A 23,877-nucleotide genomic window follows, 5' to 3' on the forward strand; every position below is an offset into this window, starting at 1 on the left:
GCTTTTAGGACATTTCCTTTATTTTTCGCGCCAATGTGAAGAAAATTGCGCAAGCTGAGCGGATGTCATAATTTCTCACCAGGCTACTTAAGCTGTCCGAGTCAACCGCCGTTCAATCGTAAACAAAACGGCACTTAAAATGCAGACGACCCCAGCAGTTTGCCATACAGTCAACGCATCTCCAAACACGAGCATCCCAATGAAAATTGCCACCACCGGCTCGGTTGTTGCTAGAATCGCCGCACGTCCGGATTCCATTTTAGACAAACCGGCTGTGTAGAGGATATAAGCAAAAATCGTTGATAGTAAAACAAGTCCGGCGCTGTTTAAAAGTACACCAACATGAGCCAGCTGACTTGTTTTCTGAAACAATCCGGACATCGGCACAATAAACAGAGAAGCTGTCAGCATCGAATACGCCGTAATGGTGACAGAATGATAGCGTCCGGCGATAAACTTGCCGAAAATCGAATACAGCGCATAAAAAAAGCCGGACAAAAGCCCAATTAGCACAGTCAGCGCAGACATATGAGAGTCGCCGGCTGGAATGAGACCGACGGCAAGAATACAGCCGATCACGGTTAAAAAGAGAGCCACGCTTTTTCCGCCGGTCAGCGGTTCTTTAAAGAACACACGCGACAGCAGGACGACAAAAACCGGTCCCGTGTACAGCAGGACAACGGCAAGAGAATTAGACGAGCGTTCGATCACAGTGAAAAAGCATAAATTAAAAAAGACGATGCTGACAATCCCGCAGCCTGCAAAAAAGAACAAGTCCCGCAGTTGGATTTTAAGCAAATTCGGTTTGCAGATTGCTAGAAAAGGAAATAAAACGAGCGCTGAACCGTATACCCGAAGTGCGACGACGTCGATTGGGGTGAATCCTTCTTTATAAAGTCCCTGTACAAATAGACCGATCATTCCCCATAAGGAAGCACCGGCTAACACAAGCAATGGTGCTTTCACATTTATCCCTCCTGTCTTTTATCTTATCTGAAAAAAGATGCAAAACAACCTCTATTCAGATAAAATGTAAGGAGATGAAAAAAAGAAAAGGCAGGTACCATAAGATGAAGACGGCTATTTTGACCGACAGCACAGCTTATCTTCCAAAAGCGCTGCGCGATGAACTAAATATTTTTATGATCCCGCTCAGTGTTATTTTTGGCGAGGATGCGTACCGTGAAGAACTCGATATTACGATGAAAGAGTTTTATGGGAAAATCAATGAGGGGGGCAAGCTGCCCACGACGTCCCAGCCGGTCATCGGCCACTTCGTTGACATGTACGAGCAAATTGCCAAGGAATACGATGCGGTAATTGGCATTTATTTATCAAGTGGCATTAGCGGCACGTATCAATCGTCGCTGACGGCAGCCGATATGGTTGAGGGGCTGGACGTTTATTCATTTGATACAGAACTGAGCTGCACGCCGCAGGCATTTTATGTCCTTCGTGCGGTTGAAATGGTGAAGCAGGGCAAAATGCCGGGAGAGATTCTGGCCGAACTGACAGAAATGAAGAAGTGGACGAAAGCGTATTTTATGGTGGATGATTTAAACCATTTAAAACGCGGCGGCCGGTTAAGTGGTGCGCAGGCACTGATTGGCAGCTTGCTTCAGGTAAAACCGATTTTGCACTTTAATGATAAAGTGATTGTGCCGTTTGAAAAAATACGGACGAGCAAAAAAGCGCTGAAGCGGATCGCTGACTTGTTTGAAGAAGAGTACAAGAAAGGTGACAAGTTTCAGGCTGTCATTATCCACGCTAACCGGGAAGACGAAGCGCGCAAGTGGATGACGGAGCTGAAAAAACGGTTCCCGAACGCAGAATTCGGCATCTCAAGCTTTGGTCCGGTCGTTGCGACGCATTTAGGTGAAGGCGCTCTGGCGATGGGCTGGACGAAAAAGGTTGAATAGATTTAGAGATTAGCCGCAAAATCAACTGCTTTACAATATAAAAAGCGCTCAGACAAACAGCTGAAGCGCTTTTTTTTATAGGTGAAACCTCGTATAATAAAAACGAAAGGACGTGACTTATGACGAATGCTTTCTTTTTCTCCGGCCGTGAACTAACTGATGAAGAAATACCGTCATTTCCTGATCTTCATCACTTCACCGTCCGCCCCGGTTTATCTGACCCGCCACAACACTGCCATCGCTGCGGCAATACATCCAATCTCTCCTCTCATCCATGTGTCCGATGCGGCAAACGCTGCACGTACTGCCGAAACTGCATCGAAATGGGCAAAATTTCATCTTGTACGACTCTTTATCGCTGGATTGGGCCTGAGCCGGCGCACTCCAAAAGGGCTGGAATGCTGCATTGGTCCGGTACACTATCAGCCGGACAAAAAATGGCTTCTGACAATGTGCTGCTTGCGATACAAAACAGGAGCGAGCATACTGTCTGGGCAGTCGCCGGAGCCGGAAAAACGGAAGTGCTGTTTGCCGGAATCGCGGCGGCGCTGTCTAATGGAAAACGCGTCTGCATTGCCGCCCCGAGAGCTGATGTTGTCCGGGAGCTGGCGCCGCGTTTTGAAAAGGTATTTCCGGACACACCGCCTGCCGCCTTGTACGGGGGCAGCCCGGACCGCAACACGTACAGCCCGCTTGTCGTCTCCACCACGCATCAGCTGTTCCGCTTTTATGAAGCGTTTGACGTCATGATCGTTGATGAAGTCGATGCGTTTCCTTATACGTTTGACCAATCCCTTCAGTATGCCGTTCAAAAAGCACGCAAGAAAGAATCCGCGCTTATTTATTTAACCGCCACACCAGAGCCGGCGTGGCAAGCAGAAATTCAAGCTGGCAGCCGCGATGCGACGCTTATTCCGGCCCGCTATCATCGCCAGCCGCTTCCGGTGCCGAAAATGGCCTGGTGTGGAAACTGGAAAAAATCAATTGTGCCGGTACCCGTTTTAAAGTGGGTGAAAGAAAAAGAAAAAGCGCTCGTTTTTTATCCGCACATCGATACGATGGATAAAGCACTGCCGATTTTTAAAGAGATAAACCTGCGCATTGAAAGTGTCCATGCGGCTGACCCGCTCCGAAAAGAAAAAGTCGAAGCGATGCGCCGGGGAGATATACCCATTTTGCTCACCACAACCATTTTAGAGCGGGGCGTTACCTTTCCCGGTGTTGATGTTGCCGTTGTCGGCTCGGAAGACCGGGTGTTTACTGAAAGTGCGCTCATTCAAATTGCCGGCCGTGCCGGGCGCAGCATTAATTATCCGACAGGAGACATTTCGTTTTTTCATTATGGAAAAACAGAAGCGATGGTGCGGGCGGTCAAACAAATTAATGAAATGAATGCGCTTGGAAAAGAAAGGGGCCTTTTGGATTCATGAAACGGTGCCTGTTATGCGAAAACGATACGGCAATCCAATCGTGGCGTGCTTTTTTCGGAGCCAAGCCTCCCACTCTTTGCGAAAGCTGCACAAGCCAATTTGAAAAACTAAGCGGACCGTCATGTAATGTATGTTCCAGAACGATGGATCAAACAGGAATATGCCCGGACTGTGCGGCGTGGGAGAAAAATATTTTTCTTTCCAATCAATCGCTGTACCGTTACAATGACGCGATGCAGGATTTGATCGCCCGGTTTAAATACCGGGGTGACTATGCACTGGCTGATATATTTGCCGAGGACATCCGGAAAGTGGCAAAAAAGATGTCCTATGATCTCATTTGTGCAGTGCCACTCTCGCCGTCGCGCCTCATTGAACGGCGGTTTAACCAGTCAGAAGCACTCATTGAAATGGCCGGACTCACACCTGCGCCGCTGCTTGCCCGCCATGAATCGGACAAGCAATCTAAAAAGTCCCGTGCCGAACGAATAGGCACAGAGCAGACTTTTTACCCGATTGGTGACGCTAAGGGTAAATCTATTCTTGTGATTGACGATATATATACAACAGGGGCTACAATTCGGCTTGTGGCGGATGCACTGGACGGAGCAGGCGCATCCAGTGTGAAAAGCATTACAGTTGCACGAAGCGGTTCTTGACATTTTGGAATGCCGCTAGGAGAATAGAACTAAAGATGAAAAACTTGAGGTGAATGGGATGAATGAAGTCGTTGATTGTCCACGGTGTGGCGAGCTGTATGCGCAAAATGCATTTCGTGATGTCTGTCCAAAATGTTCCCGGTCGGAAGAAGCACTTTATCAAGCCGCCTACACATTTTTACGAAAGCGGGAAAACCGTGCTGCAACATTAGAACGTGTCGTGGAAGTAACGGGAGCATCCGAAGAAATGATTCAGAAATGGGTAAAAAAAGGACGTCTGCAGGCAAGGCAGTTCCCCAACCTTGGCTATCCGTGCGACCGGTGCGGCGCCATCATTCAAGCGGGCAAGGTGTGCAACAACTGCATAGAAGAACTTGAATCGAGTTTGAAACTGCATGATCGTGAGCAGGCATTTGAACGTGAACGCAAGGAAAGCCAGCAAAGAACATTTTTAAGCAAACGCTCATAAACCCGCCATTTGGCGGGTTTTTGTGCCAGAAAAATTAAGCAAAATTCCTTATTAAACATTTTTAACGTAAAGACGATATAATAAACACAAGAATAAAAAAAGAAAGCGAGGATACGGAGATGAAAATTAATCAAACACCCGGCTTGAACGGGATCAATCCGTATCAGAAGCAGCTGAAAAAAGCGGACGCGGCCAAAGCCGCCAGCCCGGCAGCCGGCGACAAGCTCGAAATTTCGAGCGCCGCCAAAGAGATGCAAGACTCATCAAGAATACTAGCTGAACGCCGTGAAAAAATCGCGCTTCTGAAAGAACAGATTTCAGATGGCACATACAAAACAGATGCGAACGCAACCGCCAAAGCCATGCTCGACTTTTACGGAAAACTGTAACCGTAACCGGATCGCCCACGAGACTTCTCCGGGCGATCTTTCTTTATGTACATAAAAAGGAAAGGAGCCCGATTGATGAAAATTCAGCCACAAGCGACACTAACGCCCATTCAACCGGCCATTGTCCCTGCACAAGGAGAAAGCGCCGTAGCGTCCCTTGAAGCAACAGCGGGAACGACCCCCAAAATGGAAAAACAGCCGCCGGAACTCGCGGCTTTTACTGAAAAAGGGATGACGCTCACAAAAGAAGGAGCACAGGCTGTGAAGACGTTTATGGAAACGGCGCCTGGAACAGATGAGGACAAGCTTGCTACGGTAAAGGCGCTTGCCGAAAAAGGGATTATGCCGTCTGAATCGTCTCTAAAAGCGGTACACGCTGCATTGACCGGAACGCCGTTTGGCAAACAGGCGGCTGAGTGGCTGAAGCGGTCGGGCATCGACTTTCCAGAGAATACAAGAGCTGCCATTGAAAAAGCCTTACAGCTTGGCCGTGTTCAAGAAGCTGTAGAAACGATTAAATCCTCGCCGCTTCCTGAAGATGTTGCGAAACAAGTAGAAGCGCTGGTTAAGAAAAGCAGTTCGTCTTCACAACTGGCGGAAGCATTGAAAACATTAGCCCGTGAACAAAACATTCCGGTCTCAAAGCTCATGGAACGTGCTGGTGCGATTCAGGCTGAAATCGTCAACAATACAGCGAAGCAGAAGCTGGCTGATGCCATTTCGCTTTTGTTGAAACAGCAGCCGGATCACGCACTCTTGCATGAGCTTGCACGTAAATTGGATCAAAGCGGTTCTTTACCGGATATCGTTCAGGCATTACGGACGTTATTCGCTGGGGATCGCACGTCTGTTATTAAGCCGCTCGCCGAAGCACTGCAGCTTGCTGACATGGCACAGACAAAAATGGCCGCATCTCTTCAGCCATCAGGCATCATTATGCCGGAGACAGAAGAAACGGAACCATCACTGCCGCAAAAAGCAGCCGGCATGATTCAAAAAGAACCTTCATTTGAGCGGATAACCTCCTTTATGAAGGACACATTGCCGGAACTCGGCGGCGCCATTGAAAAAGCAGAAGCCCTTATGGCATCAGGCAAAGAGCTCGCGGCCCGCGGCGAACTGATGAAAGCGGTCGAACCGCTCATCCCGCCGCCGGCCGCAAACAGCGCGCCGGTGATTCCGGATGAATTATTCGCCCAGGTGCCGCCTGCTTCGAAAAACGTCATCATGACGACGATCACGGAAAAAATGTCACAGTCCGCGATTGATTTTAAACAGTTTAAGCGCGACATTATGCGCAATTTGCAGACGGCAGAATTGCTGGTCAAAACGCCGCAGCAGGCCAAGCCGGTCGTGGAAACGGCCATTAAGACACTCGACAATGCCATCTTAAAAGGCGATTTTATGATGTATACCGATATGAAAACAGAAAAACAATTGATGCAGGCATCTCAGCAGCTGGCGGACGCACGTAAGCTGCTCACAAAAGGAGATACACAGGCAGCGGCCCGTATCGTTGCGGACGTCAAAGCGCTCATCGACAAAGTTACGTTTAAACCATCTGATTCACGGGTGATGCATATGGTTACGCAGGAACTGGCCGATACGCCGCAGCGAAACCTTGCCGGCGCGATGGCCGGCCTTTACGAGACACCAGGCGCTCGAAACGCATTTGAGCTTGTGCGTGCGGCTGGATTTAACTATGAGCACGAGCAGGCAGCCACCCTTTTAAAAGGAAAAGCGGAAGTGCCGAATGCGATAAAACAGGCACTGCTTGCATCGATGGGTCAACAGTCCGGATCGGGCGGTGAGCAGGCGTCGGCGAATTTAACCGGCCAGCAGCTGTTAAGCAAGCCGGAATCCGGTCTTCAGTCGATGATGATGTCACTGCCATTTTTACTCGGCGGCCAGGCGGAAAACGTCAATGTCTTTATCCGTTCTAAAGATGGCGGCCAGCAGGTAGACTGGGAAAACTGCTCTATCCACTTTTTATTCGAAACGAAAAAACTCGGTCCTGTCGGCATGACCATTTCATCCGCAGACCGGAATTTATCTGTGAAAGTACAAAACGACCGGGAAGACTTTCAGCAAAAAATGGAGCCGCTCACAGTTGTATTGAAAGATCGGCTTTCAGACATTGGATACCGTGTCGGTGCGGTGCAATTCGGCACATTTGCAAAGAAGGAAGAGAAGGCGGAAGTAAAAGCAGGCACAACGTCATCTTCTTCGAAAGGGTTTGATTTCACGATATGAGCTATTACAACCAGATTAACCGCCGTAAGCTGAACGGTCCGTCGGCAGCGGTCATCCGCTACGAAGAAGGAAGCGCGCCGACTGTCGTTGCGCAGGGAAAAGGCGCGCTCGCCGCAAAGATTTTGGAGCTCGCCGGCCAGCATGGCATTCCGATGGAGCAGGACTCTTCTCTTTTATCGGAGCTGATCGACATCGACCTGGGCGACTCGATTCCACCGCAGCTGTATTCCGTTATCGCCGAAATGCTTATTTTAATCGAAGAAATGGAATCAGCGTATTAAAATCCGGCAAATTTTGCCGATACATACAAATGAGGTGACAAACGTGATCACAAAAGAAATGATTTATCAAAAAACGCCCCAGCAAATTACGGCTCTCCTATATGAAGCAGGACTGAATCAATTTGATCAGGCGGAAACGTTCCTTAAAAAAGGCAACTTTGCAGAAGCCAACCGCGCCATGCAAAAAATTAATGATATCACTGAGCGGCTCGGCGCAGGACTTAATTATGAAGCAGGCATTATCGCCGACCAGCTTGACCATGTATACAATTTTATTGCCGACACCGTCATTGAAGCGAATCTTCATAAAGATGCAAAACGGCTTGCCGATGCAAAACGGCTGTTTCAAACAATTGCGGACGCATGGAACGAAGCATTGAAACATGCACCATCTAAACCCGCGCCACGTCGTCAAAATGCATATGAACAAAATGTATTCGTCGAAGAACAGCCGAAAAATACACTCGAAACGGGGAAATAATCGATGAGAATCAATCATAATATTCAAGCATTAAATGCTTATCGGAATTTAAGCAACACAAACAACGCTACATCAAAAAGCCTTGAAAAGCTATCATCCGGCCTTCGTATTAACCGTGCAGCGGATGATGCGGCTGGTCTTGCCATTTCCGAAAAAATGCGCTCGCAAATCCGCGGTCTTGATATGGCAGAGCGTAACTCATTAGATGCCATTTCCCTTATTCAAACGGCAGAAGGTGCGCTTGCTTCGACCCATGATATTTTACAGCGTATGCGTGAATTGTCTGTACAGGGAGCAAATGGGACGCTTGTCACGGCAGACCGTCAATCCATCCAGGATGAAATCGATGCATTAACTGAAGAGATTGATCGAATTGCCAATACAACGCAGTTTAACAATAAAGATCTGCTTGATGGCAGTATGTCATCAGGGGTTATTTTCCAAATTGGTGCAAATGCTCAAGAAACACTCTCATTAACAATTAAACAAATGGGTGCTTCCTCTTCGGGTCTTGCAATAAGCGGTGTTGATGTTTTAGCTGCTTCTACGGCTTCTAATGCTATAACAACGATTGATAAGGCGATTTCCGAAGTATCTGCACAACGAAGCAAGCTAGGCGCAGTACAAAACCGATTGGAACATACCATCTCTAATTTGCAGTCAGCGAACGAGAATTTAACAGCAGCTGAATCCCGTATTCGCGACCTTGATATGGCGGAAGAGATGACGCAGTTCACACGAAACAACATCTTAAACCAGGCCGGACAAGCGATGCTGGCACAGGCGAATCAGCTGCCGCAGGGCGTTCTGCAGCTTCTTCAATAATCAAACGGGGTGAACCACAATGGAAATACAGCGCATAAATAAAGCAGCACCATCCCGCACGGAACGAAAAGAAGAAGTGGCGAAAGCATCGACAACATTCACGGATGTGATCGCGAACAAGCGCCAAAACGCCGCACTAGAGAAAATGAACGGCATGATGAAAGACATCGAAACACAGGGTGAAAAGCTCGCCGAACACCGGACGATTGATGACTTGCGAAAATATAAAAAAATGGTCAAGGAGTTTATGGAAGAAGCGGTCAACAGCGGTCTTCAACTCGAGGAACAGCGCGGCTTCAACCGGCGTGGCCGGACGAAAGTATATAAGATTGTAAAAGAAGTCGACAGCCGCCTCACCCAGCTCGCCAATGACGTCATTAACAAAGAAAAGTCGCAGCTTGATATTTTGAGTAAAGTCGGCGAAATTCAAGGTTTATTAATTAATATTTACACGTAAAAAGGAGGAGCGTCATGCTTATCGAAACGCTCGAAAAACAGCTGGCGCTTCATAAAAGCCTGCTTGAACTGGCACGTAGAAAAACAGAAGCTGTGAAGCACAACAGAATGGACGAATTGAACCGGATTGTCCGAGAAGAGCAAAAGCATGTGAATGCGATCGCCATACTTGAAAATAAGCGTACTGAACATTCAGGACAAACGTTAGCAGAACTTTTGCCGTCACGTTCAATGGAAGAACAGCAGAAAGCCGGATTGCTGCGTGACCAATTAGTAGATGTTCTTCATGAGCTTCAGCAAACGAATCAGTTAAATGAGGAGCTCTTGGACCAGTCGCTTCAATTGGTTCATTTCCAGCTTGACCTGATTGCCCCGCCGGAAGCGGGAAATTATGCGCCTGACGGTGAAGCGGATCGGCCGCCGGCAACTGGACCAGTTTTTGACTCGAAAGCATAGGAGAGAAACAATATGAGATCAACATTTATGGGACTAGAAACCGCCAAGCGCGGCATGTTCACTCAGCAAAGTGCACTCTATACAACTGGTCACAACATTTCGAATGCAAATACACCGGGTTATTCACGCCAGCGTGTAAATTTTCAAACAACCACTCCTTATCCAGCTGTCGGCTTAAACCGTCCAAATATTCCTGGTCAAATGGGAACAGGAGTTGAAGCAGGCTCTGTTCAGCGCATTCGTGATTCGTTTATTGATGTACAGTACCGGAATGAAAATAATAAACTAGGTTACTGGAGTGCCCGTGCCGATGCTTTCACAAAAGTGGAAGACATCGTTAATGAACCATCTACAGAAGGTTTGGCCGCGACGATGAGTGAACTTTGGGAATCATTACAGGTGCTTTCCACTTCGGCTGAAAATGATGGAGCGCGCAGTGTTGTCATTGAGCGGCTTCAGTCAGTGACGGATACGTTTAATTATATGGCTGACTCATTAAACGCCATTAAAAAAGATTTCGGAGATCAGACTGGTGTAACGATAGAAGCAGCGAATGGGATTCTTAAGCAGCTATTTGACGTTAACCAGCAAATTGCGGAAATAGAGCCGAACGGTTATTTGCCAAATGATTTATATGACAGGCGTGATTTGCTTGTCGATGAGCTTTCTCAATATATGAACATTTCTATTGAAATTGAAAAAATGTCGGTCGGAGGCAATTCGCTTGATATTGCAGAGGGTGTTTATCGTATAAGTTTAATGAATGACGATGGCAGTGGAATTATGCTGATGGATCAAAACAACTACAAGCAAATCAGTTTCAGCAGTACGGACGCAGAAGAGTTTGATGTGCCTGCTGACAGTGTTTCTGCACTGTACTTTCATGAGTACGAGTACGATAAAGAATATCAGCTTACTGGCGCCCCCGTTGAAACAGTGGATTTTGCGAATGGAACTGATGTTGTATTTGCGCGGGGAGAAATTCGCGGTCTCATTGAATCATATGGCTACAAGCATGACCCTGCCGATGCGACTGAAGATGTAAAAGGCATTTATTCAGATGTTTTGGATAAGCTGGATAAGCTGGCATTTTCATTAGGGACAATGTTTAATGATATTTTTAAACTTGGTTATGATATGACAGGCGCTCAGGCAACAGAAGACGTGTTTGAACTGCCAATAGATTATAAAAACGCAGCATCAGAAATTAAGTTTAACGAAGCAATTACGCCTGAAAAAATAGCCGCTTCTACAACAGGTAGTGTAGGGAACGCTCAAAATGCACTGAACCTGGCGAATATTGGTTCTATGCTTCTAAGCGATACAGCAGTGGAATTGCTGGGGGGAGGCACGTACGATGCCAATGGCAATTCTGAGATTAAGAGCGGTACGCTGAATTCTTTTTATGAATCTGTTATTGGGACTCTCGGCGTCGATTCAAAACAGGCTAAAAGAATGGAGGAAAATGTAACAGTCTTGAAAGATTCTGTCGTAACGAATCGCAATTCAATTTCTTCGGTTTCGTTGGATGAAGAAATGACGAACCTTATTCAATTTCAGCATGCCTATAACGGTGCGGCGCGAATGATTACAGTAGTAGATGAAATGCTGGATAAAATCATTAACGGCATGGGTGTCGGAGGCCGTTAAAAGAGGAGTGAAAAGCAATGAGGGTAACACAAACAATGCTTTCTGCAAATTCTTTGAAAAATTTGCAGGACAGTATGCTGCGCATGGATAAATTAAATACACAAGTTTCAACACAGAAGAAAATTTCCAAGCCTTCTGACGATCCGGTCGTTGCGATGAAAGGAATTGTTTATCGCCGCAGCCTGGCTGAAGTCGAGCAGTTTCAGCGGAATTTTGGAGAAGCGTACAACTGGGTTGAAAATGCTGACTCAGCTCTTGATAAAGCGAAGCTGGCATTAGACCGTGTACGTGAACTTGTTGTTCAAACATCAAATGACACATATGATACAGAGCAAAGACAAGCCGCAAAAGCTGAAATTGAACAGCTGAAAGAGCATTTAATTGAAATTGCTAATACAAAATTCGGGGAAAAGTATTTATTTAATGGAACTGATACATTAGATGCGCCAGTTTCTGATACAGGTGTCCCTATAAACCCTCCGAATAATGAGGAAGTGGAAATTGAACTATCACCGGGTGTATACGTTCAAGTAAACATTCCGCAAAGTTCCGCATTTTCAAATGGGACAACCGATGTTTTTACAGTCGTACAAAATGTTATTAATGAGCTGGATAGCGGAACTAGTACAGATCTAAGTGCATTATTAACAGAGATTGATGATCAAATTTCGTCTAACACGACAGCCCGCGCCCAAATCGGGGCACGTTTTAACCGAATCGAGTTGATGGAGGCACGCATGGCGGAGCAAAAAGTCGTAGCATCCCGCATTATGTCAGAAAATGAAGATGTCGACTTTGAGCAGGTTGTAACCGAATTAACCGTTCAAGAAACAGTTCATAAGGCGGCACTTTCTGTAGCATCCCGCATTATTCAGCCGACATTAATGGATTATCTCCGTTAAATAGGGGGAATAGACTGTGAATATAACCACGCTGGATTATACAATTACGAATGCAAAGCTTAAGATGCGTACCTCTCCTGCAGCATTATCGATTCAGCAGCCGGATGCTTCTGTAGATCTTCGGCAGCCCAAAGCGGACATGAGTATTCAGACGACACCGGGACAGCTGCGGATTGACCAGTCTCAGGCATTTGCGGACGCTGGCCGGAAAGATGTGTTTCAGCTGACGCGGGAAACGGCAGCAAAAGCACGGCAAAAAGCACTGGAAGGTACCGGTCGCCGCGCAATGGAAGGACGGGAGCTGGCGGATATCCATAAAGTCGATAATGCGATTCAACAGCAGGCAAAGCGCAAATCTGCCCGCAATTTTGAAACAGGGCTTACCTGGATTCCTTCATATGGAAGCGTGAAAATCGATTATCAGGTTGGAGATGTTGTCATTAATGTCCAAACCCATCAAGTGGAAAACAACACACGCGCCAACAAACCAGTGATCAATTATCAGCCCGGCGATGTCAGCTTTCAGCTAATCCAATCTCCGTTCGTCCGCTTTCAGGCAGTTAACAAAACGATTTAAAGGGTGATCAATGTGAAGATCAAAACGAAGTATCACGGTGAAAAAGAGATTAAACAAGAGGATATTTTAACATTCTCAAGCGGTGTTCCTAGCTTTGAAAATGAGAAGAAATTTGTCCTTCTTGCGTTTCCAGATAACAACATTTTTTATGCACTTCAATCAGTGTCTACACCGGATTTAAGCTTTGTTGTCACAGATCCATTTTCCTTTTTTATCGATTACAATGTAAAAATTGACGATGCGACAATTGATGCCCTTGCCATTGAGAAAGAAGAGGATGTTACCCTTTTGAATATCCTGACAGTACGAGATCCATTTGAAGAAACGACTGCGAATCTGCAGGCGCCGGTCGTCATTAATAAAAAAACACGTAGCGGACGCCAGCTGATTTTAACCGGCACGCCGTATGAAACACGCCATAACCTGTTTCAGGTGAAGGAGGCATAACCGATGCTTGTTCTTACGCGAAAACCAGGTGAGTCGCTTATGATCGGTGACGAGATTGAAATCACAGTTGTCGCTGTTTCCGGTGACCAGGTGAAGCTTGGCATTAATGCTCCAAAGCATATTGATATTCACCGGAAAGAAATTTACGTTGCGATCGGCAGCGAAAATAAATCGGCCTCTGCCGGTGTGACGGATTTGTCCGGCCTTTTTAAACTCCCTCCAACGAAATAAGTGGATGGGAGTTTTTTAGTGAAAGGAATGGCTGTTGGGCAAAAAAATTTAAGCCGGAAAAATTAGTCCTATAGCCGGAAAAATTTTTATCGGTCCTAGCTGTCTAAAATCTGGATCCAGATTATTTTTTAGACTCGCCAGTGAAAAATACTACATGATTTCCGATATAAGAAGAAAACCAGAAAGGAACTTGATGATGATATGGGGAACTCACCGTTTCTGGGAAAATGTGTGCGGATTTATGGGTTGAATTAGGTCTCTCGCAACGCCGGCACGACAAAAAAATCATGACCCGGATAAAAGCTATTATCGCCATAATGATTTAGGCGAACCAGCCGCAGCAAAGCATTTTGCAACTGCTGAAGTAAATGTTTCATATTAGAAATTAAAAAAGGTGATTATATTGAAGTTTACTATTATTGAAACCAGAACAGCTCCGACTATACAAGTAGAAATAAATGAGCAGAACCGGGTCTTTCATAGTAAATATGATCCGTTAAAAGAAGCTGAGACATGGGCGAATAAGGCATTAGAAGAAGTGGAAGTTAATGACCCCATCCTGGTTTTCGGAATCGGCGCGGGGCACCACATCATGAAATTAGCTGAAGCACTTCCGAAGCAGACAATTCACGTCGTTGAACTCAATTCGAAATATGAACAATGGTTTAGAACAACATCATTTTATGAAACAATTCGCTCGTTTGAAAATGTGCGTTTTCAGCCAATCAAAGAAGCAGCCTCCTTTTTAACGCGCATTCATCAAAATAATGTTCTGATTCAAAAAACGGCGATGGACATTGTTCCGGAAGAATTTGAAAGCATAAAAGAAATGCTGAAAGACTTCCAAATACAAAAAGACTCGATAAAAAACCAAATTGATAACATGACAACGAACTTCAAAAAAAACGTCCGGCTTCAAGACCCGGGAATTGGTGAACTGAAAGATAAATATAGAGGCAAAAAAATGATTCTTGTATCTGCCGGACCGTCACTCGATAAACAACTCCCGCTTTTAAAACAAATTCATGATGAAAAGGAGATTATCATCGCATCGGTCGGCACCGCTGTAAAACCACTATTAAAAAGCGGGATCACACCGGACTTTTTTATGGTCATCGATCCAAATGAGCCGACCATGCACCAGCTTGAAGGCATAAATTTACCAAATACGCCGCTTTTTTATCTTAGTACAGCTTATCATAATACCATTCTGCTTCATAAAGGACCTCGAAGGATTGTCTGGCAAAACGGATTTCAAAAGGCACATTTACCCGCGGATGAAAGAAATGACCCTTTAATGGAAACAGGTGGGTCTGTCGCTACCGCTTTGTTGGATACCATGGTCTTTCTTGGTGGAGAACAAATTGCACTTGTCGGCCAGGATCTTGCATTCACCAATAGCATGAGTCACGCCAGTAACACAGCTGCAGGAAGAAAAGTAGAAGGAACCGTTATGGTAACAAAAAGCTACAATCAAATTGACAAAGTTCCAACATCAAAAAATTTAACAATTTATCGAAAGTGGTTTGAGAGGTATGCTAAAAAGAAACCATTGAATCTAAAACTTTATAACTGTACAGAAGGCGGAGCTTACATAGATGGATGGGAACATGTCAAACTCTCTACTTTTCAACATTTAACCAAAAAATAAGTGAAAAAAGATGAAAAAGTTATTAAACATTTAAAAACTCAGACGATAATAGTAATGTAAGCAAACCAGAACAGGGCGGCCGACCTAGGATGGATTGATTGCTGAACATATGGAAACCTGTTCACAAGGACGTGAACAGCCAGACTCAAGGAGGAAATTTATAATGATTATCAATCACAATATTCAAGCGATGAATACGTATCGCCAATTTGGTGCTGCAAACGTTGCACAGGGTAAATCAATGGAGAAACTTTCTTCAGGTCTTCGTATTAACCGTGCAGGCGACGATGCTGCAGGTTTGGCAATCTCTGAAAAAATGCGTGGACAAATCCGCGGTCTTGACATGGCATCTAAAAATGCTCAAGATTCAATCTCATTAATCCAAACAGCTGAAGGTGCATTGAATGAAACTCATTCAATCCTTCAACGTATGCGTGAACTTGCAGTACAATCAGCAAATGACACAAACGTAACTGCTGACCGTGCAGCTCTACAAGATGAGGTAAAAGAATTAATCAGCGAAATTGATCGTATTGCTTCTGATACAGAATTCAATACTCAAAATCTTTTAGGTGGCGGTTTCACATCAAAAGTATTTCATATTGGTGCAAACTCTAGCCAAAATATTACATTAGATATTGCTACTATGACAGCAAATGGCTTAGCTGTTAGCGGATTGTCTATCAGTTCTCAAGCTGCAGCGAACGATGCAATCACTACTATCAATAACGCGATTGAAGAAGTATCAAAAGAACGTGCTAAACTTGGTGCGAACCAAAACCGTTTAGAACACACTATTAACAACCTTGGAACATCTTCTGAAAACTTAAGCGCCGCTGAATCACGTGTTCGCGACGTTGACATGGCGAAAGAAATGATGAACCAAACGAAAAACAACATCTTGTCTCAAGCAGCACAAGCAATGCTTGCGCAAGCTAACCAAGCTCCACAAAGTGTTCTTCAATTACTTGGTTAATATTTCCGAAAAGCAACCTTTGTGGTTGCTTTTTCACTATCAATAAAATTTTAGCAGGAAAGGTGGTAAGGAAGATGGACATTCAATTAATTCCATGCAAAAGATCCGATAGTCAAACATTAAAATACCAAAATTACTTTCTGCATAGTGTCTATAACCCGGAAGACGAAGCAAAAAAATTTGCAGAAAAAAATTATCAGAAAGGAAATTTACATATTTTATACGGGATTGGTCTAGGTTACTATGCATTAGAGATAAGTGAATTATTTTCGGAAAAAGACCATCTTTTAATAGTGGAACCGAATGAAGAAATTTACCAAACTGCTGAACAAAATGGTTTTTTAGAAATATTGAAAGAAAAACAAAATGTAACAATATGTACCTTCTCAGAAGGGGATACTGTTAGAAATAACTTAAAAATTTTTCTGGCTAAATTTAAAAATAAGCATAAATTTATCACCTCTAATAACTACAGTAAACTATTTCCAAACGAGTTAGACCAAATTGGTGAATGGATCAAAGAATACTTACTTACAGAAATTCTGAATTTAAACACGGTACACTTATTTGCTGAATCATGGCAAAGAAATTTTATACACAATTTATACTCACTTTTTGAAGCTTACCCAATCAATAATTTGCACAAATCTATTAAAAAGCCGATTATAATTGCCTCAGGAGGTCCCTCACTTTTAAAACATCTCAAATTATTAGAATTAAAAAGAAGCCAGTTTTTTTTAATTGCAGCGGGTTCGACAATAAATAGTTTAATCAAATATAATATTCAGCCTGATTTAATTGTGAGTATCGATGGCGGCCTGCCGAATTACGAGCATTTTGAGTCCCTGGATGTGACCATTCCCTTAGCATGTGCATTTACGTTGCATGAAGGTATAGCAAAAGAATACAAAGGTGATAAGATTGTTTTTCATGTGACACAGGATGGAGTATATGAGCAATTAGTTCATAAATTTATGGATAGCGAAATCGCTTCTTTTTATACCGGGCCTTCAGTAGCGAATATATCCTTAAATATTGCAACCTATTTAACCGATTTCCCAATTTGTTTGATTGGCCAGGATTTGTCATATACAAATAATCTAACTCACGCTGCAGGAAACCTACACAGCAAAACAATTAATGAAGAATATAAGTCGAAAAGAAAAATGATGGAAAGAGAAGGGTATCATGGAGGTCAGGTATTAACAGACGCCGCTTTTATGTCAATGAAAAATTGGTTTGAAGACTTTTTAAAAATCAGTGAAGATTCTGATCGAATTTACAACTGTACAGAAGGCGGAGTGAAAATCCTCGGCATGAATCAAATGTCGTTTGCTCAATTTTTAAATGAAAATGCCCCTAGCACCGGGGACGAAAATGAATTTGCGGATAAACAATTTGTAAATGAAAAAACACTAGAGCAGTGGCGATCATTTTATTCTCATTTGCAAGAAACACTGAATAATATGGAAAAAGCTCAATATGCTGTTAAGCAAGCAAAAAGAAAACTAGAAAATAGAACTTCATTAACAAATAATATCCTCAGAACTTTAGAAAAGCAGGATAAAAAGTTGAAAAATGCAATGGAAGATAATTTTTTGCATCTTGTTTTGAATCCCTATCTTTATATGCTTCATTATGAGAAAGAAGATGAAACGTTAGAAGGAAAAGAAAATGAAAAAGAAAAAGCGATGATTGAAAAATCGTTAAAGTTATATAATACCATTAATAAAGCAGTAGACAGCATCTTCCCCGATGTTAAAATGATTATAGAAAAGACAAAGAAGAAAATCGATTTATTAGAAAAAGAATAATGTAATTAAGTTGAAGGAGTTAATAAGACATGGAGCATGAAGAATTAATTTTAGATACAGTAGGAAGCTTAAAAGAATTTCTTCCTAAAATAGCAAGTGCCTGCTTATCTATAGCTGAAGAATTAAGAGATAACAATGAGAGTGAAGCGATGAAGCAAATTAATCAATTTACAGATGCAGTTGATTGGTCGATCCAGGCGATTAATGGAATTAAATCGTTAAACTATCCTCTTGATATTAATACAACCGGAATCAATGAGTTTTTAATTGAGGCTCAAGAAGGTCTAGAGGCGAATGACCTCGTGATCGTTGCGGATATGTTCGAATATGAAATTCTTCCTCAAATTGAAAATTGGCTTCAAGAGGTACAAGCAATAACTCATTAAATGTCTAATTTTGAAGAGGTTGTGCCATGATTCATGAAAAACTATTAATAGAAAAAGCGCGAAATGGGAATAAGACATGCCGTTATAACATTGATGGACAGTGGAAATACTTATACTCAAAATACTCTCCAGAACGGATTAACCATTTATATGAAATCAATCAAGATACAGACATTGTGGTCGTTCTTGGACTAGGGCTTGGCTATGAACTTGCGGAAATAAAGAAAGTAACATCAAAGCCTATTATTATCATTGAAAAAGATATTTTTTTCTTTCATGAATTAAAAAACGATACGGACTTATTAAATGGTGTAAAAGTATATTGTGAGGACGAGTATAAACAAATTAGTTTAAATAAATTAAACGTTCAATTAGTTATTCACGATCATTTAATCCAATGCGATGTCTCCTTTTATAATAATGTAATAAAATATTTTCAGGGAAAAAAGAAAATGAGAGTACCAGTAGTATGCTCTTTTCAGCACCCCACAATAGTCGATGATTGTTTACAGGCATTTCAGAAATTGGGATACCAAACAGTAAAGCTACCTTGGACACATAAAGATAATATATTGAAAAATATAGCGAAAATTAGCCCAGCTTATTTATTTTCTGTGAATTATAGTGAAATTGTAGCAGAAATAAGTGAGACTTTAAAAATCCCTTATATTTCATGGACGGTGGATACACCGGCTTATTCACTTTATTACCAGCGGAATCTAAATTATCAATATTCTTCTTGGTTTGTATACGATGAATCAGTGGTTGAAGATTTAAAGAAAAAAGGAATGAGAAACATCCATTATATGCCGGTAGCTGCAAATGTGGAACGATTTCAAAAGATAGCGATAAGTGAAATTGACCGTGAAAACTATACATCAGATGTAGCTTTTTTAGGACATAGTGGTGCATCTAATGAATATGCTGCGATTATTGAACCTCGCATTTCAAAAGAATTAAAGAAATGTATTAATGAGTTAATTAATACACAATGTAATGATCAATCATTTGTATTAAAACAGTTAGTAAATGACGAATTTATGAATAAACTCGAGGTAGAATCAAATTTAACAATCGATCGCGGTGAACATCCGTTGCTTCCACGCAATGAGAAGTTGGCCTTTTTATTAGGAAGATACCATTCTTATTTGGAACGAATAACGTTGATGAGTTTTTTAGCTGGGAACTTTGATTTAAAAATCTACGGTGATGAACATTGGATGAATCAAAAGGATGTAAATCTATCAAGTGCTTATAGCGGAAATGCGGAACACTTTATAGAAATGTCCAAAGTATTTAAATGTGCAAAAATTAATTTGAATATTACACGTTCATTTGTGGAATCAGGACTGCCGATGAGAGTATTTGATGTATTAGGGTCAGAAGGGTTTTTAGTCACGAATGGAAAATTGGATATAAACCGAATGTTCATAGACGGAAAAGATCTGGTCGTTTATAGGGACCTTAAAGATTTAAAAGAAATTATACGATATTATTTAGAGCACGAAGATTTAAGAAATCAAATCAAACATCAGGGTCTTGAAACTGTAAAGAAAAAACATACGTATGAAATCCGCATTAGTAAAATAATGGAAATAGTAAGAAGTTCAATAAATAGACTTAATTAGGAAGTTAGGAGTGAAGCAAATGATTCTTAAAGATAAAGTAATTTTAGTCACAGGGGGAACTGGTTCTTTCGGCCGAAAATTCATCAAAAAAGTGCTTGAACAAGATGTTAAGAAAGTTATTGTGTTCAGCCGTGATGAATTGAAACAATATGAAATGGCGCAAGAATTCACAGATCCACGTATGCGCTTTTTTATTGGAGATGTACGTGACAAGGAGCGGCTGTATCGTGCTTTTGATGGTGTAGACATTGTCATCCATGCAGCGGCGTTAAAACATGTCGGTGCTTGTGAATACAATCCATTTGAAGCGGTAAAAACGAACATTCATGGTGCACAGAATATTGTTGAAGCAGCGATTGACCGCAATGTAGAAAAAGTTATCGCACTCAGCACAGACAAAGCAGCCAGTCCTGTAAATCTTTATGGAGCGACAAAACTGGCTTCTGATAAATTATTTGTCGCTGCGAATTCATATGTCGGAGATGGTAATACGAAATTTTCGGTCGTCCGGTACGGAAACGTTGTTGGAAGCCGGGGCAGTGTTGTGCCTTTCTTTAAAAAAGTTAAAGAAACAGGACGACTGCCGATTACAGATGAACGTATGACACGTTTTTGGATTACGCTGGACCAGGGTGTCCAATTTGTTTTAGATAATTTGGAGCGGATGCATGGCGGCGAGATATTTGTACCGAAAATCCCGAGTATGACTGTAACAGATTTGGCAAAGGCAATTGCACCGGAATGTGAGATTGACGTTATTGGTATTCGTCCGGGAGAGAAGCTTCATGAAGCGATGATTATGGAAGATGATGCGCGGCATACGAAAGAGTTTGATACGTATTACGTAATTCAGCCCGAGTTTCCATGGTGGTCTGAAGAATATACAGCTGCGGGGAAATCGCTTGAAGATGGATTTAAATATACGAGTGATTCAAACACTGAGTGGCTTTCTGTTGAAGAGCTGCGTGCTTTAGTAGAAGAAATGTAGAGGATACTGCATTTCTTTTTTTGGGAGGGCGACTAAATGCGTGATAGCTATTTGCCATATGGGCGGCAAATGATTGATGAGGGGGATATTGAAGCGGTTGTTAAGGTCCTTAGAAGCGATTATTTAACAACCGGTCCAGCTGTAGCCGCATTTGAAAAGAAAGTGGCTGATTATGTTGGCGCAGCATACGCTGTTGCATTTTCAAATGGGACAGCAGCTTTGCATGGAGCGTGCTTTGCTGCAGGGATTGGTCATGGGGACGAAGTGATTACAACACCTATGACATTTGCCGCAAGCGCAAACTGTGTGCTTTACCAGGGCGGCACGGTTGTATTTGCGGATATAAACCCTAAAACATACAATATTGACTCTGTTGAAATTGAAAAGAACATTTCCAGCAAAACAAAGGCGATCATCCCGGTTGCTTTTACCGGTCAGCCAGCCGATCTGGAACGTATTCATGAACTTGCAAGAAAGCATGACTTGGTCGTGATCGAGGATGCTGCCCATGCCATTGGCGCAAGTTATAAAGGAAAAAAAATTGGCTCGTTAAGTGATATGACGATGTTCAGTTTTCATCCAGTGAAACACGTGACATCAGGTGAAGGCGGTATGATTGTCACGAACAAGAAAGAATACTATGAAAAACTGATTCAATTCCGTTCACATGGGATTACACGGGACCCTGATTTGCTTCAAGAAAACCATGGTCCGTGGTTTTATGAGATGCAGTTTCTTGGCTACAACTACCGAATGACAGACATTCAGGCAGCGCTTGGATGCAGCCAGATGGACAAGCTGGAAGCATTTGTAGCCAGAAGAAAAGAGATTGTGGCGGCGTACAATCAAGCATTTGAACCGATGGCGCAAATTATTACACCGTATCAGCAATCGGATAGTGATTCAAGCTGGCACTTGTATATCATCAAACTCAATACATTAGAATTAACAGCGGGAAGAAAAGAAATCTTTGATGAACTTCAAAAACAAAATATCGGCGTAAATGTTCACTACATACCCGTTCATACACTTCCCTATTATCAGGAGCTGGGCTACCAAAAAGGCTCCATGCCTCACGCAGAGAAGCTATATGAAGAGATTATCTCATTGCCTCTGTTCCCGTCGATGACAGAACAGGACATTATCGATGTCATCACAGCTGTACGGTCAGTGGTTAAGAAGGTGGCTAAATGAAAGTAGCGGCCATTATTCAAGCTCGAATGGGATCTACACGCCTTCCGGGGAAAATACTCAAAAAAGTGAATGGGAAAACGCTTCTTGAGTATCAGATTGAGCGGGTACGCCAGGCTAAAACAATTGATCAGGTTATTATTGCGACCACAGTAAAAGACGGCGATCAGCCAATTGTTGATTTTTGTCAAGAAAAAGGTATTTCATATTATAGGGGTTCTGAACAGGATGTGTTGGCCCGCTATGTCGAAACAGCCAGAAAATATAGTGCAGAGGTCATTGTTCGTCTGACATCGGACTGTCCAATTATTGACCCTCAAGTAATCGATCAGACCGTCGGGCATTTTTTAGTACAACGTGAATCGATTGATTATGTGTCTAATACCATTAAACGCACTTTTCCACGCGGTATGGATACGGAAGTGTTTGCTTTTCAGGCACTTCAAAGAGCACATCAGGAAGCAATACTTGAACGGGATAGAGAGCATGTCACAGCCTATATATATACGAACCCAGACCTATTTCGCATTCAAGGGATAGAGAATAAGAATGACTACAGCCATTATCGCTGGACCGTTGACACAGAGGAAGATTTTGAACTCATTTCCTTAATTATAGACAAGCTCTACTCACCGGATCAGTTTTTTTATCTCGAAAATGTTATTGCCCTGCTTGATAAGCATCCTGAGTGGAGTAAGATTAATGCGCATATTGAACAAAAGAAATTGTAGGTGTGGATACAATGAAGATAGCAATCCGAACAGATGCCTCTGTTGAGATTGGAACCGGTCATGTGATGCGCTGCTTGACACTGGCAAAGCAGCTGGTTCAGGAAGGTATGGAAATTATCTTTATATGCCGTGCTTTTAAAGGGAACAGTATTTCCTATATTGAAACTGAAGGATTTAAGGTTTTTACGCTTTCTGCATCATCTGACAAAAATCACTTACTATGGATGCGAGAGAGCTGGAGGGAGGATGCAGGAGACACAGCGCAAATTCTTCAGCATTTGGATAAGGAGATTGATCTCTTTATTGTGGATCACTATAGTCTGGATGAAAATTGGGAAAAAGAAATCCGTACACTTGTCCGCCATATCATGGTAATTGATGACTTGGCTGATCGTATCCATGACTGCGATATCCTACTTGATCAAAACTTCTACCTTAATCTAGAAAAACGATATGAAGGTTTAGTGCCAGCTTCATGCCAGATGTTGCTTGGTCCAAATTATGTTTTGCTCCGTGACGAATTTTTGTCGATTGACATAAACAGAATCAAGCACGATGGAACCATTCAAAATATTCTTGTTTTCTTTGGTGGAACCGATCCAACAGGTGAGACGATGAAAACATTGAAAGCTATTTGCGAATTGAACCTTTCTGATATAGAAGTAAATGTTGTTGTCGGGGCAGCGAATCCACAAAAAGAAGAGATCGAAGCGTTCTGTAATCAAAGGCCAGAGTTTGTTTTTCATTGTCAGGTCAATAACATGGCCGAGTTAATGATGAAATCGGATCTGGCGATTGGAGCAGGGGGATCAACCTCTTGGGAAAGATGCTTTCTTGAACTGCCTGCTCTTACAATCATTGTGGCTGATAATCAGAAAGAGTTATCGAAAGCTGTTGCGAGCAAGGGAGCTTTGTATTGTCTCGGTGAAAGTGCGAAAATAACCTCTTGGCATATCGGAAAGAAAATCAATGAGCTTTGCCACAGCCCTGCGAAAATGATCGGAATGATCCACATGTGCCGTGAAATTATCGATCCGGAAATGGTCAGAAAACGATTAGTCGTAAAAAAAGTGATGGAGCTGTAAGC

At 42.8% G+C, this 23,877-nt stretch carries 26 protein-coding genes; 25 read left to right on the top strand and 1 reads right to left on the bottom strand.

Annotation, left to right across the window (positions count from 1 at the left end; all coding sequences use genetic code 11):
- Nucleotides 1-87: 87 nt before the first annotated feature.
- Nucleotides 88-966, bottom strand: coding sequence for an EamA family transporter (locus BA724_RS02930; protein WP_245676132.1), 879 nt, complete (start codon nt 964-966; stop codon nt 88-90).
- A gap of 104 nt (nt 967-1,070) precedes the next feature.
- Between BA724_RS02930 and BA724_RS02935 the strand changes: the two genes are divergently transcribed.
- From BA724_RS02935 to pseG, 25 genes are all read left to right on the top strand, one after another.
- Nucleotides 1,071-1,919 (top strand): DegV family protein, encoded by an 849-nt coding sequence (locus tag BA724_RS02935; protein WP_069937197.1) that lies wholly within the window; start codon nt 1,071-1,073, stop codon nt 1,917-1,919.
- A gap of 119 nt (nt 1,920-2,038) precedes the next feature.
- Nucleotides 2,039-3,349: an ATP-dependent helicase ComFA gene (locus BA724_RS02940; protein WP_069937198.1), complete on the top strand. Its 1,311-nt coding sequence runs from the start codon at nt 2,039-2,041 to the stop codon at nt 3,347-3,349.
- The gene (locus BA724_RS02945; RefSeq protein WP_069937199.1) at nt 3,346-4,008 is read left to right on the top strand and encodes a ComFC family protein; all 663 of its coding nucleotides are present in this window, start codon (nt 3,346-3,348) and stop codon (nt 4,006-4,008) included. Before BA724_RS02940 ends, BA724_RS02945 begins: the two co-directional genes overlap by 4 nt.
- A 58-nt stretch (nt 4,009-4,066) precedes the next feature.
- The gene (locus BA724_RS02950) at nt 4,067-4,477 is read left to right on the top strand and encodes a TIGR03826 family flagellar region protein (RefSeq protein WP_069937200.1); all 411 of its coding nucleotides are present in this window, start codon (nt 4,067-4,069) and stop codon (nt 4,475-4,477) included.
- A gap of 119 nt (nt 4,478-4,596) precedes the next feature.
- Entirely contained in the window at nt 4,597-4,866 is a 270-nt protein-coding gene (flgM, locus tag BA724_RS02955; RefSeq protein WP_069937201.1) for a flagellar biosynthesis anti-sigma factor FlgM, read from the top strand.
- Between the two features lie 75 nt (nt 4,867-4,941).
- Nucleotides 4,942-7,119: a hypothetical protein gene (locus BA724_RS02960; RefSeq protein ID WP_069937202.1), complete on the top strand. Its 2,178-nt coding sequence runs from the start codon at nt 4,942-4,944 to the stop codon at nt 7,117-7,119.
- Nucleotides 7,116-7,400 carry an EscU/YscU/HrcU family type III secretion system export apparatus switch protein gene (locus BA724_RS02965; RefSeq protein WP_069937203.1) on the top strand — a complete coding sequence of 95 codons (285 nt, stop codon included), beginning with the start codon at nt 7,116-7,118 and terminating at the stop codon, nt 7,398-7,400. The genes BA724_RS02960 and BA724_RS02965 overlap by 4 nt, the downstream gene beginning before the upstream one ends.
- 43 nt (nt 7,401-7,443) lie before the next feature.
- Complete coding sequence (gene fliS, locus BA724_RS02970; protein ID WP_083256021.1) at nt 7,444-7,881, top strand: flagellar export chaperone FliS; 438 nt, start codon at nt 7,444-7,446, stop codon at nt 7,879-7,881.
- A gap of 3 nt (nt 7,882-7,884) precedes the next feature.
- Nucleotides 7,885-8,706 carry a flagellin N-terminal helical domain-containing protein gene (locus tag BA724_RS02975; protein WP_069937204.1) on the top strand — a complete coding sequence of 274 codons (822 nt, stop codon included), beginning with the start codon at nt 7,885-7,887 and terminating at the stop codon, nt 8,704-8,706.
- A gap of 19 nt (nt 8,707-8,725) precedes the next feature.
- The gene (locus tag BA724_RS02980; protein WP_069937205.1) at nt 8,726-9,163 is read left to right on the top strand and encodes a YaaR family protein; all 438 of its coding nucleotides are present in this window, start codon (nt 8,726-8,728) and stop codon (nt 9,161-9,163) included.
- 14 nt (nt 9,164-9,177) lie between these two features.
- On the top strand, nt 9,178-9,618 hold the full coding sequence (locus tag BA724_RS02985; protein WP_069937206.1) for a flagellar protein FlgN: 441 nt from the start codon (nt 9,178-9,180) through the stop codon (nt 9,616-9,618).
- Between the two features lie 12 nt (nt 9,619-9,630).
- A complete protein-coding gene (gene flgK / locus BA724_RS02990; RefSeq protein WP_069937207.1) occupies nt 9,631-11,268 on the top strand; it encodes a flagellar hook-associated protein FlgK in 1,638 nt (545 codons plus the stop codon).
- A 17-nt stretch (nt 11,269-11,285) separates the two neighbouring features.
- Complete coding sequence (gene flgL / locus BA724_RS02995) at nt 11,286-12,170, top strand: flagellar hook-associated protein FlgL (RefSeq protein WP_069937208.1); 885 nt, start codon at nt 11,286-11,288, stop codon at nt 12,168-12,170.
- A 16-nt stretch (nt 12,171-12,186) separates the two neighbouring features.
- Nucleotides 12,187-12,747, top strand: coding sequence for a DUF6470 family protein (locus BA724_RS03000; protein ID WP_083256022.1), 561 nt, complete (start codon nt 12,187-12,189; stop codon nt 12,745-12,747).
- A gap of 12 nt (nt 12,748-12,759) precedes the next feature.
- Nucleotides 12,760-13,194, top strand: coding sequence for a flagellar assembly protein FliW (gene fliW, locus BA724_RS03005; protein WP_069937209.1), 435 nt, complete (start codon nt 12,760-12,762; stop codon nt 13,192-13,194).
- 3 nt (nt 13,195-13,197) lie between these two features.
- Entirely contained in the window at nt 13,198-13,425 is a 228-nt protein-coding gene (gene csrA / locus BA724_RS03010) for a carbon storage regulator CsrA (protein WP_069937210.1), read from the top strand.
- A 403-nt stretch (nt 13,426-13,828) separates the two neighbouring features.
- Complete coding sequence (locus BA724_RS03015) at nt 13,829-15,076, top strand: motility associated factor glycosyltransferase family protein (RefSeq protein WP_069937211.1); 1,248 nt, start codon at nt 13,829-13,831, stop codon at nt 15,074-15,076.
- Nucleotides 15,077-15,239: 163 nt separating this feature from the next.
- Nucleotides 15,240-16,052, top strand: a complete 813-nt coding sequence (locus tag BA724_RS03020) for a flagellin N-terminal helical domain-containing protein (protein WP_069937212.1) — start codon at nt 15,240-15,242, stop codon at nt 16,050-16,052.
- A 74-nt stretch (nt 16,053-16,126) separates the two neighbouring features.
- Nucleotides 16,127-17,866, top strand: a complete 1,740-nt coding sequence (locus BA724_RS03025; protein ID WP_069937213.1) for a motility associated factor glycosyltransferase family protein — start codon at nt 16,127-16,129, stop codon at nt 17,864-17,866.
- 29 nt (nt 17,867-17,895) lie between these two features.
- Nucleotides 17,896-18,252 carry a DUF8042 domain-containing protein gene (locus BA724_RS03030; protein ID WP_069937214.1) on the top strand — a complete coding sequence of 119 codons (357 nt, stop codon included), beginning with the start codon at nt 17,896-17,898 and terminating at the stop codon, nt 18,250-18,252.
- A 26-nt stretch (nt 18,253-18,278) separates the two neighbouring features.
- Nucleotides 18,279-19,880 carry a CgeB family protein gene (locus BA724_RS03035; RefSeq protein ID WP_069937215.1) on the top strand — a complete coding sequence of 534 codons (1,602 nt, stop codon included), beginning with the start codon at nt 18,279-18,281 and terminating at the stop codon, nt 19,878-19,880.
- Between the two features lie 19 nt (nt 19,881-19,899).
- Nucleotides 19,900-20,868 (top strand): UDP-N-acetylglucosamine 4,6-dehydratase (inverting), encoded by a 969-nt coding sequence (gene pseB, locus BA724_RS03040; RefSeq protein WP_069937216.1) that lies wholly within the window; start codon nt 19,900-19,902, stop codon nt 20,866-20,868.
- A 36-nt stretch (nt 20,869-20,904) separates the two neighbouring features.
- Nucleotides 20,905-22,062, top strand: coding sequence for a UDP-4-amino-4,6-dideoxy-N-acetyl-beta-L-altrosamine transaminase (pseC, locus tag BA724_RS03045; RefSeq protein WP_069937217.1), 1,158 nt, complete (start codon nt 20,905-20,907; stop codon nt 22,060-22,062).
- Nucleotides 22,059-22,790: a cytidylyltransferase domain-containing protein gene (locus tag BA724_RS03050; RefSeq protein WP_069937218.1), complete on the top strand. Its 732-nt coding sequence runs from the start codon at nt 22,059-22,061 to the stop codon at nt 22,788-22,790. Before pseC ends, BA724_RS03050 begins: the two co-directional genes overlap by 4 nt.
- Nucleotides 22,791-22,801: 11 nt before the next feature.
- Complete coding sequence (gene pseG / locus BA724_RS03055; protein WP_069937219.1) at nt 22,802-23,875, top strand: UDP-2,4-diacetamido-2,4,6-trideoxy-beta-L-altropyranose hydrolase; 1,074 nt, start codon at nt 22,802-22,804, stop codon at nt 23,873-23,875.
- Nucleotides 23,876-23,877: the final 2 nt, after the last annotated feature.

Source organism: Domibacillus iocasae (assembly GCF_001750285.1).
Taxonomy (GTDB): domain Bacteria; phylum Bacillota; class Bacilli; order Bacillales; family Domibacillaceae; genus Domibacillus; species Domibacillus iocasae.

Coding starts and splice junctions, on each gene's coding strand:
- BA724_RS02935 (WP_069937197.1), top strand. CDS start 1,071: ATGAAGACGGCTATTTTGACCGACAGCACAGCTTATCTTCCAAAAGCG.
- BA724_RS02940 (WP_069937198.1), top strand. CDS start 2,039: ATGACGAATGCTTTCTTTTTCTCCGGCCGTGAACTAACTGATGAAGAA.
- BA724_RS02945 (WP_069937199.1), top strand. CDS start 3,346: ATGAAACGGTGCCTGTTATGCGAAAACGATACGGCAATCCAATCGTGG.
- BA724_RS02950 (WP_069937200.1), top strand. CDS start 4,067: ATGAATGAAGTCGTTGATTGTCCACGGTGTGGCGAGCTGTATGCGCAA.
- flgM (WP_069937201.1), top strand. CDS start 4,597: ATGAAAATTAATCAAACACCCGGCTTGAACGGGATCAATCCGTATCAG.
- BA724_RS02960 (WP_069937202.1), top strand. CDS start 4,942: ATGAAAATTCAGCCACAAGCGACACTAACGCCCATTCAACCGGCCATT.
- BA724_RS02965 (WP_069937203.1), top strand. CDS start 7,116: ATGAGCTATTACAACCAGATTAACCGCCGTAAGCTGAACGGTCCGTCG.
- BA724_RS02975 (WP_069937204.1), top strand. CDS start 7,885: ATGAGAATCAATCATAATATTCAAGCATTAAATGCTTATCGGAATTTA.
- BA724_RS02980 (WP_069937205.1), top strand. CDS start 8,726: ATGGAAATACAGCGCATAAATAAAGCAGCACCATCCCGCACGGAACGA.
- BA724_RS02985 (WP_069937206.1), top strand. CDS start 9,178: ATGCTTATCGAAACGCTCGAAAAACAGCTGGCGCTTCATAAAAGCCTG.
- flgK (WP_069937207.1), top strand. CDS start 9,631: ATGAGATCAACATTTATGGGACTAGAAACCGCCAAGCGCGGCATGTTC.
- flgL (WP_069937208.1), top strand. CDS start 11,286: ATGAGGGTAACACAAACAATGCTTTCTGCAAATTCTTTGAAAAATTTG.
- csrA (WP_069937210.1), top strand. CDS start 13,198: ATGCTTGTTCTTACGCGAAAACCAGGTGAGTCGCTTATGATCGGTGAC.
- BA724_RS03020 (WP_069937212.1), top strand. CDS start 15,240: ATGATTATCAATCACAATATTCAAGCGATGAATACGTATCGCCAATTT.
- BA724_RS03025 (WP_069937213.1), top strand. CDS start 16,127: ATGGACATTCAATTAATTCCATGCAAAAGATCCGATAGTCAAACATTA.
- BA724_RS03030 (WP_069937214.1), top strand. CDS start 17,896: ATGGAGCATGAAGAATTAATTTTAGATACAGTAGGAAGCTTAAAAGAA.
- BA724_RS03035 (WP_069937215.1), top strand. CDS start 18,279: ATGATTCATGAAAAACTATTAATAGAAAAAGCGCGAAATGGGAATAAG.
- pseB (WP_069937216.1), top strand. CDS start 19,900: ATGATTCTTAAAGATAAAGTAATTTTAGTCACAGGGGGAACTGGTTCT.
- pseC (WP_069937217.1), top strand. CDS start 20,905: ATGCGTGATAGCTATTTGCCATATGGGCGGCAAATGATTGATGAGGGG.
- BA724_RS03050 (WP_069937218.1), top strand. CDS start 22,059: ATGAAAGTAGCGGCCATTATTCAAGCTCGAATGGGATCTACACGCCTT.
- pseG (WP_069937219.1), top strand. CDS start 22,802: ATGAAGATAGCAATCCGAACAGATGCCTCTGTTGAGATTGGAACCGGT.